Consider the following 14,087-nt stretch of genomic DNA (forward strand, 5'->3'; position numbering starts at 1 on the left):
AAAGGCCGTCTGAAATCCGATTAATGGTCGGATTTCAGACAGCCTTTATTTGGTCTTTATTTAACCTTTAATTTTAAACAGACTTATTCCTCAGGACGTTCGCCGTCGGTATCGTCTAATTTGCCTTCGGTAATATCGACATTAATACCGACTGCCGCACGGATTTTGGCATCGATTTCGTTGGCGATATCAGGATTTTCTTTCAGCCAAACGCGTACATTGTCTTTACCTTGGCCGATTTTTGCGCCGTTGTAGCTGTACCATGCACCGGATTTTTCAACGATGTCATGTTTAACGCCCAAGTCGATCAATTCGCCTTCCCAGCTGATGCCTTCGCCGTAAAGAATATCGAATTCGGCTTGACGGAATGGAGGCGCAACTTTGTTTTTGATGACTTTGACTTTGGTTTCGTTACCAATAACGTCATCGCCTTTTTTAATCTGACCGGTACGGCGGATGTCGAGGCGGACGGAGGCGTAGAATTTGAGCGCGTTACCGCCGGTTGTGGTTTCAGGGCTACCGAACATCACGCCGATTTTCATACGGATTTGGTTAATGAAAACAACCAATGTATTGGTGCGTTTGATGTGGCCGGTCAGTTTACGCAAGGCTTGGCTCATCAGGCGGGCTTGCAGGCCGACGTGGCTGTCGCCCATTTCGCCTTCGATCTCGGCTTTAGGCACAAGTGCGGCTACGGAGTCGACAACGACCATATCGATACCGCCAGAGCGTACCAAGGTATCGCAGATTTCCAATGCCTGTTCGCCGGTATCCGGTTGGGAGAGATAGAGTTCCTCGACTTTTACGCCGAGTTTACGGGCGTAAATCGGGTCAAAAGCATGCTCGGCATCGATGAATGCGCAGATGCCGCCATTTTTTTGGCATTGGGCAATTGCTTCGAGACAGAGTGTGGTTTTACCGGAGGATTCCGGGCCGAAAATTTCAACCACGCGGCCGCGGGGCAGACCGCCAACGCCGAGTGCCAAGTCAACGCCGAGGGAGCCGGTGGAAATAACATCAAGGTTTTCTTCCTGTTGGCTGCCGTCCATTTTCATGATGGAGCCTTTGCCGAAGTTTTTTTCGATTTGGGCAAGGGCGGCGGCTAAGGCTTTGCTTTTTTCGTCTGACATGTTTTCTCTCCGAAAGGAAATATGAATCGCTAAGAATTTATTTAGCTATTATTGCATAAATTAAGAAAAAGTATAGTTTTATTTTTATTTTTCAGACGGCCTGTGTTTTTTGTATGCAACAGGCCGTCTGAAACTTTGAATAATCAATCATTTGGTCAATGATGCAAAAACTTGGAAATAGTCGGGGAAAGTTTTATGCGTACATTTTGGGTCGTTGATGATGACAGGGACGCCTAAAAGCGAAGCCAGCGAGAAACACATGGCCATGCGGTGGTCGTCATAAGTATCGATGACGGCATCGGAGGTAAGTGTTTCGGGCGGCGTGATATGGATGGCTTCGGCTTCTTCAACGACTTCTGCACCCAGTTTGCGCAGTTCGGTTGCCATGGCGGCGATACGGTCGGTTTCTTTGACGCGCCATGAGCCGATATTGCGCAGGGTGCATGGTTGCTTAGTGGCCAGTGCGACGATAGCCAAGGTCATGGCTGCATCAGGGATATGGTTGGCATCCAAATCAAAAGCCTGAATCTTGCGCTCGGCCGGGCGGGAAATCTCAACAAAATTTTCGCCCCAAATGACATCTGCGCCGATTTTCTCCAGTTCGCGTGCGAAGGCAACATCGCCTTGGATGCTGTGCGCGCCGATGCCGGTCACGCGGATGGGTGTACCCGCAATCAGGCCTGCGCCCAAGAAATAAGACGCGCTGGATGCATCGCCTTCTACATATAAATGTTCGGGCGCATGATATTTGGCACCGGCCGGGATTTTAAATACACGGTAGTTTTCATTGATGATGTCCACACCGAACTGCGCCATCAGCTTGAGCGTGATGTCGATATAAGGTTTGGAAATCAATTCGCCTACCATGTGGATTTCAAAAGCTTGTCCGGTCAAGGGCAAAGCCATCAGCAGGGCGGTCAGGAATTGGCTGGAAACATTGCCTTTAATCGGAATAACGCGCTCGCCGTTGTCTTTGCGTTTGCCGATCTGAAGCGGCGGATAGTTTTCATTGCCCAAATATTGTACGTCCGCACCTGCAATGCGTAGCGCATCCACCAAATCACCAATGGGGCGTTCGTGCATACGCGGTACGCCATGCAGATGATAGTCGCCACCCAAAACGGCAAGCGCGGCAGTCAAAGGGCGGAATGCCGTACCGGCGTTGCCTAAAAATAAATCGGCGGTTTGGTTGGGAAAGCGGCCGCCGCTGCCATGAACTTTCAGACGGCCTTCAGGTAAAGATTCAATTTGTACGCCGAGTTTGTCGAGTGCTTCAAGCATTCGGTCGGTATCGTCGGATTTGAGCAAAGAATGGATTTCGCAAACGTTGTCGGAGAGTGCGGCCAAGAGCAGCGTGCGGTTGCTGATGCTTTTGGATCCGGGTAGGGCAATGGTGGAAGGCTTGAGTGTAGAAGCGGGCAGGCGGATGGATTCGGTCATGACTGGACTAAGCTCGTTTGAATTGTAAATAGACCGATATTATACGCAGGCAAAGGCCGTCTGAAAAATGAAGAGGGCGCAATTTGTTTGTGAAAAAATGAATTTTTATATCGTTACACTATTTTCCAATCATTTATTTTGAAATTTTCTGCTCCTATTTTGTGTTTGCCGCTATAACTTATTTTGTTGTGTCAGGTATATAACCAAACACCATAAGAAAATCAGAAACCATTCTTTCCTATTTTTTCAGACGGCCTTGCCTTATTTAAAAGCTTGGCAATATTGCTGATAACGTTCTGCCAGTCCATATAGAATGATTGCTGTCAGCCCCCAAATGTCGTAGTGTCGGAAAGGCAGGGCAGGGAGGGCGAGGGTTTGATTGTTGTGATGAAGTTGACGGAATGTGTAGTTTTTCAGGTTTAAGGCGAAGTCCAAAGGCAGATAAAAAATTTCTGCTACTTCATCGGGATTGGCTTTGGGGTTGACGGGCTGGGTGCAAATTGCCGGAACAGGCGTAACACGGTAGCCGGAAGGCGTGTCATAAAAGGGTAGCGGCGCAAAAGTTTGCCATGCGGTAATCGGAATGGCGGTTTCTTCATAAACTTCTCTTAACGCCGTTGCTGTTAGGCTGTCGTCTTGGGCATCTTTACGGCCGCCTGCAAAGGCGATTTGTCCGGTGTGCTGCCTTAAGGTTTCGGCCCTTTTGGTCAGTAAAATTTGCCACGTTCCTTCATTCAAAACCATGCCGACCAAAACGGCTGCTTCTTTGGCTGTTTGGGCGGTAACTAATTGATTGCGCTCTGCTTGCATACGGCTGCTGAAGCGTGAAGCTTGAGTTAGGAAATGGATAAGTTGGTCGGTATTCATTTTGGCGCTGATCGTTTTATGCAGATGAGGATTACACAAGGTTTACGGTTACCGTGTCAACAAAATAGGGTGCGTGTGTTACAGTTATGCCTGAATGATAAATAAAGCTTTGCGTCTGTTTTGCAAGTGCTTAGGCCGTCTGAAAATACCGGCAGGTTCTCAAAAAGGATAGTTATGTTGTTTTCCCCATCCCGTATTCGAGTGGCAGCTGCGGCTGTAATGATGTTGTTTGCTACACAAACTTTTGCCGCGCCCGGCGATTCAAATACAGTTTTTGAATCGGCTAAGATTATTAAAAAGAAAAGCCGTGCAGACCGTTTTTCTCCCGAAGAACGCGAGCAGGAGCGGATACGTCTGTTGGGTATACAAAACCGCACCTCGCAGGTTTTTACTTTGTTAAATTCAGAACTGGCCCTGCAAAAGGGCGATGCGGCTTCTGCGCTGTTTACTTATATTTTAACGTTGCATCGCACCAAATCTCCCGAAGTAGCCGAACGCGCTTTGGAAATGGCGGTTTCTTTAAATGCCTTTGAACAGGCTGAAGCCATTTACCAAAAATGGCGCGAAATCGAGCCGGAGCCTGGTGAAACTCAAAAGCGTATGACTTGGTTGCGCAATTTGCTGCTGGGCAAAGCCGATAAGAATTTGAGCGGATTGGACAAGGTGATTGCCGGCGGTAGTGAAGACGAGCAAAAGCGCGTGTTCCTGCTTTTGGCACAAACCGCAGCCCAACAGCCGAATCTGACCAGCGATGCGGTCAAACAAGTGCATAAAACGGCATTGAATTATAAAGACTTCCCTGAAGCTGCGATTGCGGATGCAATTTTTAGTGCAAAAGACGGTCAAAAGAAACACGCCATTGCGGCATTGCAGCGCTTGGCCAAGTTGGATAACGAAATTCTGCCACCGACTTTTGTTACGTTGCGGCTGATGGCGCAACGGTATCCTGATATTCTGGATGGCTTCTTCAAAGAGACAGATACCAAAACCTTATCTCCGATTTGGCAGGAATTGGACATCGCCAATTTGATCGCTCATGGTCAAAATGATCAGGCTTTTAAGCGTTTGCAGACTTTGTTGGAAGAAAATCCAAACCCTGATTTGTATATTCAGGCCGCCTTATTGTCAGCCAGTAAGACGGAAAATATTTCTGCGGTAAACAGCTATCTGGAAAAGGCTTATAAAGCCGGTACGGAAGAGCAACGCAGCCGTGCGGCATTGATTGGTGCAGTTTCATATAATGATGTAGAAGAATTTGCCAAAGCCAAACAATGGCTGGACAAGGTAACGGCAACGGCTTATACGTTTGATAAAACTATTTTGGCCGCTTCTATCGAAGCCAAACAGGGCAACCATAAAGAGGCTTGGGCTTTGGTGCAACGCGCACAAAAAATGCCCGAGCAAAGAGGACGTTATTTTGAAGCCAGTGATTTGCTGAATACGGCTTTGTTTGTATTGTCTAAAAATACCAATCTTCAAGAATCGTTAAATGCGTTGAACAGTTTGGTAAACTCCACCGAAAAATCCTTGAAAACCCAAGCTTCTCCCGAGCTGCTTGCCAATGTGTTGTATCAGCGTTCGATGGTGTATGAGAAGCTGAATCAGCCAGGCAAGGCGATTGCCGATTTACGCCGTGTGGTAGAGCTGTATCCGGATAATCCGCACGGTTGGAATGCTTTGGGCTATACCTTGCTGTTCAACGGCAAGGATTTGGAGGAAGCGTTTAAAATGGTTCAGACGGCCTATCAAATGGAGCCGGAAAGTGCAGCAATTAATGACAGTGTAGGCTGGGCGTATTATCTTAAAGGCGATGCGCAAATGGCGCTTCCATATATCCAATATGCCTATGAAAAAGAACCTGAAGCCGAAGTCGCCGCGCATTTGGGTGAAGTCCTATGGACACTTGGCGACCAAGACAAAGCCAAAGAAATCTGGAATGACGGTTTGAAGCGCGGAAGCAATCTCCGAGTATTAAAAGAGACAATGTCCAAATTCGGTATAACGTCCAGTAAACCGCATCCTCAAAAACACAAATAAAACCAAAAGGCCGTCTGAAAAGCGTTTGATTTCAGACGGCCTATGAAGGAATATCCATGAATTTAAAACAATTATCATCGGTTGCAGCCTTATTGTTTTTAGCTGCTTGTGCGCAGCCAAACTTACCTCAGCAAAACAATTGGCAAGTAGCAGAGCAGGTGCAGGATTTTAGCGCAGACGGTCGATTGGCTGTCAAAGTGGAAGGAAAAGGCTCTTATGCCAATTTCGACTGGACTTATCAGAATGCGGTTCAAACCATTGATGTGAATACACCATTAGGCAATACCGTAGGCCAGCTGTGTCAAGACAGTGAAGGCGTATTGGCAGTAGACAGTAAGGGTAAGGTTTATCAGGCGGAAACGGCTGAGGAATTGAGCAGACAGCTTTTGGGCTTTGCTTTGCCGGTTCAATATCTGCATATTTGGGCTGATGGTAAACGCGTCGCCAATGCGCCATACAAAATCCTGCCTGATGGCCGTCTGGAGCAGTTTGACTGGACAATATCGCGTACTTTAAATAGTTCAGAACAGCCCAAAACACTTCAACTTGAGAATGCCAAGTTTAATATCCGCTTGGTGTTCGACACGGTAAACCACTCTTTAGATAAGAATGGACAAACCCGATGCGCAGCACGCAAATAGAGGATGCCATGTCTGTTTCAGAGGAAATCCAAGCCTTTCCTGCGCCGGCCAAATTAAATTTGGATTTGAGGATTACCGGCCGTAGGAGCGATGGTTATCATAATTTGGAAAGTATTTTCTGTTTGATCGGCTTATATGATACCGTTCAACTGAAAATGCGTACTGATGGGCAGATTATTCTGCATACGCCGGTTGAAGGGCTTGAGCCTGAACAGGACTTGACTTATCGGGCGGCTAAATTATTGCTGCCATATGCAAGCGTAGCGCACGGCGTCGAAATCTGGTTGGATAAGGTGATTCCGACGGGCGGAGGATTGGGCGGCGGCAGCTCTGATGCGGCTACAGTTTTAATGGTTTTAAACCAATGGTGGCAATGCGGCTTGAGCAGGCAGCAACTGATTGATTTAGGCGTAAGTCTTGGTGCGGATGTTCCTTTTTTTATTTTTGGAAGAAGTGCTTTTGCCAAAGGAGTAGGTGAGAAGCTGGCTGAAATAGATGTCCCTAAACAATGGTATGTTATCGTTAAGCCCCCCGTCCATGTGGCAACAGCTAAAATTTTTGCACATGAAAGCTTGACACGGGATTCCAAACCCAGCATAATGCCGACTTTCCAATCATTACAGCCGTTTCAAAATGATATGCAGGCGGTTGTGTTTCAGGAATATCCTGAAGTTTGGAAGGCTTATGTTGAGTTATCCCAATATGGTTATGCATTAATGACCGGTTCTGGGGCTTGTTTGTTTATAGCAAGTGCATCTCATCAAGAAGCAAATACAATTTACCAACAGGTTTCTCAATCATATGAAGCTTATTGTGTGGAAGGGTTAGATATTCATCCACTGTTTCATATGATTTAGTAAGTTGGGGAGTCGTCAAGCGGTTAAGACACTGGATTTTGATTCCAGCATGCGAAGGTTCGAATCCTTCCTCCCCAGCCAAACCCTTTGTTGGGGAGTCGTCAAGCGGTTAAGACACTGGATTTTGATTCCAGCATGCGAAGGTTCGAATCCTTCCTCCCCAGCCAACACCCTTTATTGGGGAGTCGTCAAGCGGTTAAGACACTGGATTTTGATTCCAGCATGCGAAGGTTCGAATCCTTCCTCCCCAGCCAAATAAAAGCGTGTAAGTTTTCTTACACGCTTTTTTACGCTAAGGGCAAAATAACGCTGAAAAACTTCTTTTTACCCGTCTTTACGCGTATAATCGCATAATTAGTGTCTTAGACATGGGGCAAAGGGAAGCGTAATGTTTTCTGCGCGTAAATTAAATCTAGAATCAGGTGAAGATATGGCTGCTTATGACAGTTTAATGGTGTTTACTGGTAATGCAAATCCGGAATTGGCGCAACGTGTTGTCAAACATTTGGATATTTCACTCGGTGAAGCCACTGTTTCCAAATTCTCTGATGGCGAAGTAGCCATTGAATTGTTGGAAAATGTGCGTGGTCGCGATGTGTTTATTTTGCAACCTACCTGCGCGCCAACCAATGACAACCTGATGGAAATTTTGACTATGGCCGATGCACTCAAACGTGCTTCTGCCGGTCGTATTACTGCCGCGATTCCTTACTTTGGCTATGCGCGCCAGGATCGCCGTCCTCGCTCTGTTCGTGTACCGATTTCTGCTAAATTAGTGGCAAATATGTTGTACTCGGCTGGTATCGACCGTGTATTGACTGTTGACTTGCATGCCGATCAAATTCAAGGTTTTTTCGATATTCCGGTAGATAATATTTACGCTACCCCGATTTTGTTGAACGATATTAGACAACAGCGCATTGAGAACCTGACTGTTGTCAGCCCTGACATTGGTGGTGTTGTACGTGCACGTGCTGTTGCTAAATCTTTAAATGCTGATTTGGCCATTATCGACAAACGTCGTCCTAAAGCCAACGTGGCTGAAGTGATGAACATTATTGGCGATATTCAAGGCCGTACTTGCTTGATCGTAGATGATATGATCGATACGGCAAACACCTTGTGTAAAGCAGCCGTTGCTCTGAAAGAGCGTGGTGCAGATCGTGTACTGGCATATGCCAGCCATGCAGTATTCTCCGGCGAAGCAGTGAATCGAATTGCTTCTTCCGAAATTGACCAAGTAGTTGTGACAGATACGATTCCGTTGTCTGAAGCAGCTAAAAAATGTGAACGCATCCGTCAAGTTACCATTGCCGGTTTGCTGGCTGAAACGGTACGCCGTATCAGCAATGAAGAATCCGTCTCATATCTTTTCAATGAAGATGTGATGACTGGCGGCATGTTGCTGCCATAACCCGATGTCGTCTTAAGCTGGTCGCGGCCGATGACGACGATTTTATCTAAATTGGAGTATTAAACATGACTTACGAAATTCAAGCTTCTGTTCGCGAAGCCCAAGGCACTGGTGCGAGCCGCCGCCTGCGTCGAGAAGGCCAAATCCCTGGCATCCTGTACGGTGAAAGTCAAGAGCCTGTTGCTATTGCTGTAGACCACAAAACTGTATTCTACGCATTGGAAAAAGAATCTTTCCATACTGCTTTGATCAAACTGTATTTGAATGGTGAAACTAAAGACGTTATCGTTCGTGACTTCCAAATGCACCCATTCCGTCGCGAAGTTCAACACATTGACTTCCAAGCTGTAAAAGCTGACCAAGTTGTACGTATCCGTGTTCCTCTGCACATTGTTAACGCTGAAAACTCTCAAGCTGTTAAATTGCAAGGTGGTCGCGTATCTTTGTTGAACACTTCTGTTGAAGTAGCTGCTTTTCCTGCAAACATTCCTGCTTTCTTGGAGCTGGATTGTGCATCAGTAGTTGCCGGCGACATTCTGCACTTGTCAGACATCAAATTGCCAGAAGGTGTTGAAAGCGTTTCTCTGAAACGTAACGAAAACCTGGCTGTTGCTACTGTTACCGGTAAAAAACGCTAATAGGTAGTTAATATAAGAAAACCGTATCAGATTTATCTGATACGGTTTTTGTTTTGCATATAAAATAACTAGGTCAAATGTAACAGCATATGTACTTTATAAGATTGAAGCAATTTCATTGCGAAGTTTATTAAGAAAGCGACCATGCCGTACCCATTGTGCGGCCGATTCATAATCCTGTTGTTCAAATGCTTGTTGCAAGTCTTGATATAGGTTGCCTTGTACTTCTTGGATTTCTTGATCCAGCGCTCGGATGGTATCATGGTTTTGTTCCATTTGAGCATCCATCAATGTTTCCCGCCATTCCATCTGCTGCATGAGGAATTCTGGTGAAAACGAAGTGTGTTCAGGTGCATCAGCATCGATATTTTGGCTTTTCAAGAGATAAGCAGCCCGATCAATAGGGCTTTTTAATGTGCGGTAGGCATCATTAATTGTAGAAGACATCATAACGGCTTGTTTCTTCTCAAAAGCTGAAGCAGAAGCAAATTTATCGGGATGAAAACGGGCAGCTAAAGCTCGATAGGTCTGTTCGAGTGCCTTGGTATCAATATTGAAAGATGGCTCAAGCTGGAAGAGGTTGAAGTATTGAGACATGATATTAAAGGAAAAAATCTAAAGAAGAGGATTATTTTACGATATAATCCGGAAACTGTTTATACGAAAGGAAAACAATATGTCCGGTAAGGTGCAACACAATAAAGGCAAGATACGAGACAATGCCCTAAAAGCCTTAGTCAGATCTGATTTGTTCCGACACAAAGTAGAACGAAAAAGAAAAGGCAAGGGTAGCTATAATAGGCAAGAAGCCAAAAAATGGCGGGATGGTTTTGATACTTTCCCGCCATTTTTTATGTTTTAAACGTGGAAGCTCTCGCCGCATCCGCAGGAGTCTTTGACATTCGGGTTTTCAAATTTGAAACCTTCCTGTAAGCCTTCTTTGGTGTAATCGACTTGCGTGCCGTCTAAATAAACCAAACTTTTTGGATCGATATAAATGCGCGCGCCATGTTCTTCGAAAATCAGATCGTCCTCGTTCGCTTCATCGACAAATTCAAGGTTGTATGCCATACCCGAGCAGCCGCTGGTTTTCACACCTAAGCGTACGCCCAAGCCCTTGCCGCGTTTGGTCAGGTAATTGTTGATGTATTTGGCTGCGTTTTCTGTGATGGTAATCATGCTTTTTTCCTCATTTCGCAATTATTTTCTGTTTTGCCTGCTTTTTTATTTCAGACGGCATCTTGATTATCAGGCCGTCTGAAAACGCTGTTTTGCCCACTCTATTGCGGCGGCAATGGCAGCTTTAGCCTGCGGACTGTTTCTCCAACAGGTCGAGCCGGTCAATTTTGCCCCTAGTTCCAAAACATCGTCCAAATCCGCTGCCGCTAGTGTGGAACATCATCCAAACCCATTTGCTGCAAACGCTGCAATATGGTTTTACCTATGCCTTCGACAGCAAGTAGGGATTGGACTTCTTCATCAGTAAAAGGCATTTCGCCTCCTTTGATTTTGCAGGTATAACGACTAAATTAAATATAAGCTGCGATTTATTGCCCTCTCCCTAACCCTCTCCCGCGGGGAGAGGGGATAGATTGGCAGGCAGTCCCAAATTTGGCGGCAACTTCAAAAGGATGAAGTTTCTGTGTTCTCAATTCACCCTGTCTGCTTAAGAGGGGAATAAATCACCAGATTTGCTTTTCTCGAAGACTCGCTAGGAGTCTTGGGCACCTGCCGACAAGGGGTCGTTGAATCCGGTTATTTGTTTTCCTGACGTTTGCGATAGTCGGCAACGGCTGCTTTTACCGCATCTTCAGCCAAGATAGAGCAGTGGATTTTAACTGGAGGCAATTCCAACTCTTCGGCAATTTCACTATTTTTGATTGCCAGTGCATCGTCAAGGCTTTTGCCTTTGACCCACTCGGTAATCAGGCTGGACGAAGCGATGGCGGAGCCGCAGCCGTAAGTTTTGAATTTTGCATCTTCGATGATGCCCTCGTCGTTGACTTTGATTTGCAGGCGCATCACGTCGCCGCAGGCGGGCGCGCCGACCATACCGGTGCCGACGGACTCGTCGTTTTTGTCGAAAGTGCCGACGTTGCGGGGGTTTTCGTAGTGGTCGATAACTTTATCGCTGTATGCCATGATGTGGTTTCCTTAAAATATCGTGGTTTGTTGATGTTTTAGTCGTCCGAAAAAGACGATTGTTCTAAATTGTCTAAAATTAATCGTGCCAATAAACTGCTATCGGCATGGTATGCCTGAATACAGGCTTGAATCATTTGTTTGGCGGAGATATTTTGCCAACGTATCTGCAAACCGTTTTTCATTGCCAATTGCGTCATAAACAGGCGCAATGTTCTGCCGTTTCCTTCACGAAAAGGATGTAGGACGTTCAACTCGCCCAAATAATAGGCTGCACGCTCTGCAAACTTCTCTTTATCCAAGCCATGCAAATATTTTTCGCTTCTCAGCTTCTCCAAAAGTTTACGGCTTTCGTTTTCGATAAAAGCAAAATTTGCAAATCGGGTATTTCCTTTAGAAATATCAATCCGCCGGATTTCGCCTGCCCAATCATAAACATCGCCAAACAGTTCGCGATGAATGGTCTGTATATGCGCCAAATCGAAATTGCCCGTAATGGGTTGCAAAAGCAGATATTGGGCGCGAATGGCGGAAAATTCTTTTTCGGCGGTTTCCAGCAATTCACTATCTTGGATGGAGAGCTTGTTTTTAAATACGCCTCCATTCATATAAATAGTGTCTTCTCCGCCGTATTTGCTCATTTTGCCGCCATTCTTTGTTTGATGCCGTCCAAAGCGTCATCCAAGCTGATTTTGCCTTCTGCCAAATGCTGCATATCGCGTATGGTCTCCGGGCTGATGTTCAACTGCTCCATCCGCCATGAGCCGATAATGGAATGCGTCGTTTGCGGCAAATGATGCTGCTGTTCCTGATTTTGTAGGGACATAAGGATTCCTTATTTTGCCTCTAAATTTTTTCAGACGACCCAAGCCATCTTAGATTTTGCACGCACCGCCTTCGCAGCCGTCGTCGTTTTCCGAATCGACGCCGCCTTCCACGGTAACGCCGTCGAAATCGTCAAGCAGTTTGTCGAGATTGTCTAAATCGAAATCTTGATCTTTCATCTTCTTCCCTTGATTGGATTGGAACGGTCTGTTTCCCGCAATGCCGTCTGAAGGTTCAGACGGCATTGCGGGGCAGCGGGTTAATGCGCTGCCCATTCAATCGAGTTCAAATCAATTCCGTCTTTGAACATTTCCCACAGCGGCGACAGTTCGCGCAGTTTGCCGATTTTGGATTTAATCAGTTCTGCTGCAAACTGCACTTCTTCTTCGGTGGTCATGCGGCCGAAGGTGATGCGCAGGGATGAGTGTGCCAGTTCGTCGTTGCGGCCGAGTGCGCGCAGGACGTAGCTTGGCTCAAGGCTTGCGGAAGTACAGGCGGAGCCGCTGGATACGGCGAGTTCTTTCACCGCCATAATCAAGCTTTCGCCTTCGACGAAGTTGAAACTGACGTTCAGGTTGTTCGGGGCGCGGTGTTCGAGGTCGCCGTTGATGTAGACTTCTTCGATGCCTTCGATGCCTTTGAGGAAGATATCGCGCAGTTTCAAGTAGTGTGCAGTATCTTGTGCCAATTCTTCTTTGGCAATGCGGAAGGCTTCGCCCATACCGACGATTTGATGGGTCGGCAATGTGCCGGAACGGAAGCCGCGCTCGTGACCGCCGCCGTGCATTTGGGCTTCGAGGCGGACGCGTGGTTTGCGGCGGACGTACAGCGCGCCGATGCCTTTGGGGCCGTACACTTTGTGCGCGGACATCGAGAGCAGGTCGATTTTGGCGGCTTCGACATCGACAGGCACTTTACCGCATGCTTGTGCTGCGTCAACGTGGAAAATGATTTTGCGTTCTCGGCAGATTTCGCCGATGGCAGGAATATCTTGAACCACGCCGATTTCGTTGTTTACCCACATGACGGAAACAAGGATGGTGTCTTCGCGGATAGCAGCTTTCAGTACGTCTAAATCAACCAAGCCGTTTTCTTGTACGTCCAGATAAGTCACTTCATAACCTTGGCGTTCGAGTTCGCGCATGGTATCGAGCACGGCTTTGTGCTCGGTTTTTACGGTGATGAGGTGGTTGCCTTTGGATTTGTAGAAGTGCGCCGCGCCTTTGATGGCGAGGTTGTTGGACTCGGTTGCGCCGCTGGTAAAAACGATTTCTTTGGAGTCAGCGTTAATCAGGGCGGCAATGTCTGCACGTGCTTTTTCTACGGCCTCTTCTGCTTCCCAGCCGAAGCTATGGCTGTTGGAGGCTGGGTTACCGAAAATATCGGACAGGTAGGGAATCATTTTTTCGGCAACGCGGCGGTCAACAGGAGTGGTAGCGGCGTAGTCGAGATAAACGGGGGTTTTGACGGTCATGGTTTGCTCTTTCGTTTGGTCATCTGCCTGCGGTCTTTGCCGCAAGTCGGTTTAATGAATGTGTGTAAAGGTAACGACATGACTGCTGTCGCTGCAGTTTTTTTGTTCAATGATGCTTTGCAGCGTAACGCCACTGAGGTAATCATTGATGGTTTTGTTTAAATTTTCCCAAAGGTCGTGGGTCAGGCAGGGGGCGCCGTGGTTGCAGTTTGCTTTGCTGCCGCACTGCGTGGCATCCAGTCGGTCTTCGGCTGCGGAGATGATTTGTGCAATATTGATTTGCTCGGCGGGAGCGGCAAGGATGTAGCCTCCGCCGGGGCCGCGTAGGCTTTCAACCAATCCGGCACGGCGCAGCTTGCTGAATAATTGTTCGAGGTAGGAAAGCGATATGCTTTGTCGTTCGCTGATGGCACTGAGTTTGACAGCGCCGGTTTGCGCGTTCATCGCCAAATCTATCATGGCGGTTACTGCAAATCGCCCTTTGGTAGTCAGTCTCATGGTGTGGTTGCCTGTGTGGGGCGTTTTTATTAGTGGGGGGGATTGTCTAATATCTGAGTGTTTCAGTCAAGTATGTGGCGGCTCGGTTTGATTGTTTGTTTAAATGATGGCATTGGCTGATTTT

16 protein-coding genes, 3 tRNA genes and 2 pseudogenes are annotated in these 14,087 nt (G+C 46.9%); 9 read left to right on the forward strand and 12 right to left on the reverse strand.

The features are described from left to right. Positions 1–83 precede the first annotated feature (83 nt). The 3 genes from recA to FAH67_RS03350 all read right to left on the reverse strand — a co-directional run bounded on the left by recA (position 84) and on the right by FAH67_RS03350 (position 3,437). Positions 84–1,130: a recombinase RecA gene (recA, locus tag FAH67_RS03340; protein ID WP_003680794.1), complete on the reverse strand. Its 1,047-nt coding sequence runs from the start codon at positions 1,128–1,130 to the stop codon at positions 84–86. Positions 1,131–1,277: 147 nt separating this feature from the next. Then, a complete protein-coding gene (gene aroA, locus FAH67_RS03345) occupies positions 1,278–2,570 on the reverse strand; it encodes a 3-phosphoshikimate 1-carboxyvinyltransferase (protein ID WP_003680793.1) in 1,293 nt (430 codons plus the stop codon). Positions 2,571–2,831: 261 nt separating this feature from the next. Further along, positions 2,832–3,437 carry a CoA pyrophosphatase gene (locus FAH67_RS03350; protein WP_003680792.1) on the reverse strand — a complete coding sequence of 202 codons (606 nt, stop codon included), beginning with the start codon at positions 3,435–3,437 and terminating at the stop codon, positions 2,832–2,834. A gap of 174 nt (positions 3,438–3,611) precedes the next feature. Here FAH67_RS03350 and FAH67_RS03355 point away from each other — a divergent pair, with 174 nt between their 5' ends. From FAH67_RS03355 to FAH67_RS03390, 8 genes are all read left to right on the forward strand, one after another. Beyond that, a complete protein-coding gene (locus tag FAH67_RS03355; RefSeq protein ID WP_039864032.1) occupies positions 3,612–5,474 on the forward strand; it encodes a tetratricopeptide repeat protein in 1,863 nt (620 codons plus the stop codon). 56 nt (positions 5,475–5,530) lie between these two features. Further along, positions 5,531–6,115 carry a lipoprotein insertase outer membrane protein LolB gene (gene lolB, locus FAH67_RS03360; protein ID WP_003680790.1) on the forward strand — a complete coding sequence of 195 codons (585 nt, stop codon included), beginning with the start codon at positions 5,531–5,533 and terminating at the stop codon, positions 6,113–6,115. An 8-nt stretch (positions 6,116–6,123) separates the two neighbouring features. Beyond that, entirely contained in the window at positions 6,124–6,972 is an 849-nt protein-coding gene (ispE, locus tag FAH67_RS03365; protein ID WP_112890776.1) for a 4-(cytidine 5'-diphospho)-2-C-methyl-D-erythritol kinase, read from the forward strand. A 5-nt stretch (positions 6,973–6,977) separates the two neighbouring features. Beyond that, a tRNA-Gln gene (locus FAH67_RS03370) sits at positions 6,978–7,053 on the forward strand. A 10-nt stretch (positions 7,054–7,063) separates the two neighbouring features. Then, a tRNA-Gln gene (locus FAH67_RS03375) sits at positions 7,064–7,139 on the forward strand. Between the two features lie 11 nt (positions 7,140–7,150). Then, positions 7,151–7,226, forward strand: a tRNA-Gln gene (locus FAH67_RS03380). Positions 7,227–7,402: 176 nt separating this feature from the next. Then, on the forward strand, positions 7,403–8,386 hold the full coding sequence (locus FAH67_RS03385) for a ribose-phosphate pyrophosphokinase (protein ID WP_100066432.1): 984 nt from the start codon (positions 7,403–7,405) through the stop codon (positions 8,384–8,386). 65 nt (positions 8,387–8,451) lie between these two features. After that, a complete protein-coding gene (locus FAH67_RS03390) occupies positions 8,452–9,024 on the forward strand; it encodes a 50S ribosomal protein L25/general stress protein Ctc (RefSeq protein WP_003680785.1) in 573 nt (190 codons plus the stop codon). Between the two features lie 96 nt (positions 9,025–9,120). On the opposite strand, the gene hscB is transcribed toward FAH67_RS03390, so the two are convergent. After that, complete coding sequence (gene hscB / locus FAH67_RS03395) at positions 9,121–9,621, reverse strand: Fe-S protein assembly co-chaperone HscB (protein WP_003680784.1); 501 nt, start codon at positions 9,619–9,621, stop codon at positions 9,121–9,123. Positions 9,622–9,700: 79 nt separating this feature from the next. Here hscB and FAH67_RS03400 point away from each other — a divergent pair. Further along, positions 9,701–9,923, forward strand: a pseudogene (locus tag FAH67_RS03400) (alternative ribosome-rescue factor A). On the opposite strand, the gene iscA reads toward FAH67_RS03400, so the two are convergent. From iscA to iscR, 8 genes and pseudogenes are all read right to left on the reverse strand, one after another. After that, on the reverse strand, positions 9,883–10,203 hold the full coding sequence (gene iscA / locus FAH67_RS03405; RefSeq protein WP_003680782.1) for an iron-sulfur cluster assembly protein IscA: 321 nt from the start codon (positions 10,201–10,203) through the stop codon (positions 9,883–9,885). The pseudogene FAH67_RS03400 and the gene iscA sit on opposite strands and share 41 nt — an antisense overlap. 69 nt (positions 10,204–10,272) lie before the next feature. Next, positions 10,273–10,517 (reverse strand): annotated as a pseudogene (locus tag FAH67_RS03410) (recombinase RecA). Between the two features lie 262 nt (positions 10,518–10,779). Then, on the reverse strand, positions 10,780–11,166 hold the full coding sequence (gene iscU, locus FAH67_RS03415; RefSeq protein ID WP_003674559.1) for a Fe-S cluster assembly scaffold IscU: 387 nt from the start codon (positions 11,164–11,166) through the stop codon (positions 10,780–10,782). 38 nt (positions 11,167–11,204) lie between these two features. Beyond that, complete coding sequence (locus tag FAH67_RS03420) at positions 11,205–11,807, reverse strand: Fic/DOC family protein (protein WP_003680780.1); 603 nt, start codon at positions 11,805–11,807, stop codon at positions 11,205–11,207. Continuing rightward, positions 11,804–11,992 (reverse strand): antitoxin VbhA family protein, encoded by a 189-nt coding sequence (locus FAH67_RS03425; RefSeq protein WP_003680777.1) that lies wholly within the window; start codon positions 11,990–11,992, stop codon positions 11,804–11,806. The genes FAH67_RS03420 and FAH67_RS03425 overlap by 4 nt, the downstream gene beginning before the upstream one ends. Positions 11,993–12,041: 49 nt before the next feature. Further along, positions 12,042–12,170, reverse strand: a complete 129-nt coding sequence (locus FAH67_RS12240; RefSeq protein WP_269763643.1) for a hypothetical protein — start codon at positions 12,168–12,170, stop codon at positions 12,042–12,044. 80 nt (positions 12,171–12,250) lie between these two features. Continuing rightward, the gene (locus FAH67_RS03430) at positions 12,251–13,465 is read right to left on the reverse strand and encodes an IscS subfamily cysteine desulfurase (RefSeq protein ID WP_039864026.1); all 1,215 of its coding nucleotides are present in this window, start codon (positions 13,463–13,465) and stop codon (positions 12,251–12,253) included. A gap of 51 nt (positions 13,466–13,516) precedes the next feature. Next, on the reverse strand, positions 13,517–13,963 hold the full coding sequence (gene iscR / locus FAH67_RS03435; protein ID WP_003680774.1) for a Fe-S cluster assembly transcriptional regulator IscR: 447 nt from the start codon (positions 13,961–13,963) through the stop codon (positions 13,517–13,519). Positions 13,964–14,087: the final 124 nt, after the last annotated feature.

The organism is Neisseria flavescens (assembly GCF_005221285.1).
GTDB classification, from domain to species: domain Bacteria; phylum Pseudomonadota; class Gammaproteobacteria; order Burkholderiales; family Neisseriaceae; genus Neisseria; species Neisseria flavescens.

Coding starts and splice junctions, on each gene's coding strand:
- recA (WP_003680794.1), bottom strand. CDS start 1,130: ATGTCAGACGAAAAAAGCAAAGCCTTAGCCGCCGCCCTTGCCCAAATC.
- aroA (WP_003680793.1), bottom strand. CDS start 2,570: ATGACCGAATCCATCCGCCTGCCCGCTTCTACACTCAAGCCTTCCACC.
- FAH67_RS03350 (WP_003680792.1), bottom strand. CDS start 3,437: ATGAATACCGACCAACTTATCCATTTCCTAACTCAAGCTTCACGCTTC.
- FAH67_RS03355 (WP_039864032.1), top strand. CDS start 3,612: ATGTTGTTTTCCCCATCCCGTATTCGAGTGGCAGCTGCGGCTGTAATG.
- lolB (WP_003680790.1), top strand. CDS start 5,531: ATGAATTTAAAACAATTATCATCGGTTGCAGCCTTATTGTTTTTAGCT.
- ispE (WP_112890776.1), top strand. CDS start 6,124: ATGTCTGTTTCAGAGGAAATCCAAGCCTTTCCTGCGCCGGCCAAATTA.
- FAH67_RS03385 (WP_100066432.1), top strand. CDS start 7,403: ATGGCTGCTTATGACAGTTTAATGGTGTTTACTGGTAATGCAAATCCG.
- FAH67_RS03390 (WP_003680785.1), top strand. CDS start 8,452: ATGACTTACGAAATTCAAGCTTCTGTTCGCGAAGCCCAAGGCACTGGT.
- hscB (WP_003680784.1), bottom strand. CDS start 9,621: ATGTCTCAATACTTCAACCTCTTCCAGCTTGAGCCATCTTTCAATATT.
- iscA (WP_003680782.1), bottom strand. CDS start 10,203: ATGATTACCATCACAGAAAACGCAGCCAAATACATCAACAATTACCTG.
- iscU (WP_003674559.1), bottom strand. CDS start 11,166: ATGGCATACAGCGATAAAGTTATCGACCACTACGAAAACCCCCGCAAC.
- FAH67_RS03420 (WP_003680780.1), bottom strand. CDS start 11,807: ATGAGCAAATACGGCGGAGAAGACACTATTTATATGAATGGAGGCGTA.
- FAH67_RS03425 (WP_003680777.1), bottom strand. CDS start 11,992: ATGTCCCTACAAAATCAGGAACAGCAGCATCATTTGCCGCAAACGACG.
- FAH67_RS12240 (WP_269763643.1), bottom strand. CDS start 12,170: ATGAAAGATCAAGATTTCGATTTAGACAATCTCGACAAACTGCTTGAC.
- FAH67_RS03430 (WP_039864026.1), bottom strand. CDS start 13,465: ATGACCGTCAAAACCCCCGTTTATCTCGACTACGCCGCTACCACTCCT.
- iscR (WP_003680774.1), bottom strand. CDS start 13,963: ATGAGACTGACTACCAAAGGGCGATTTGCAGTAACCGCCATGATAGAT.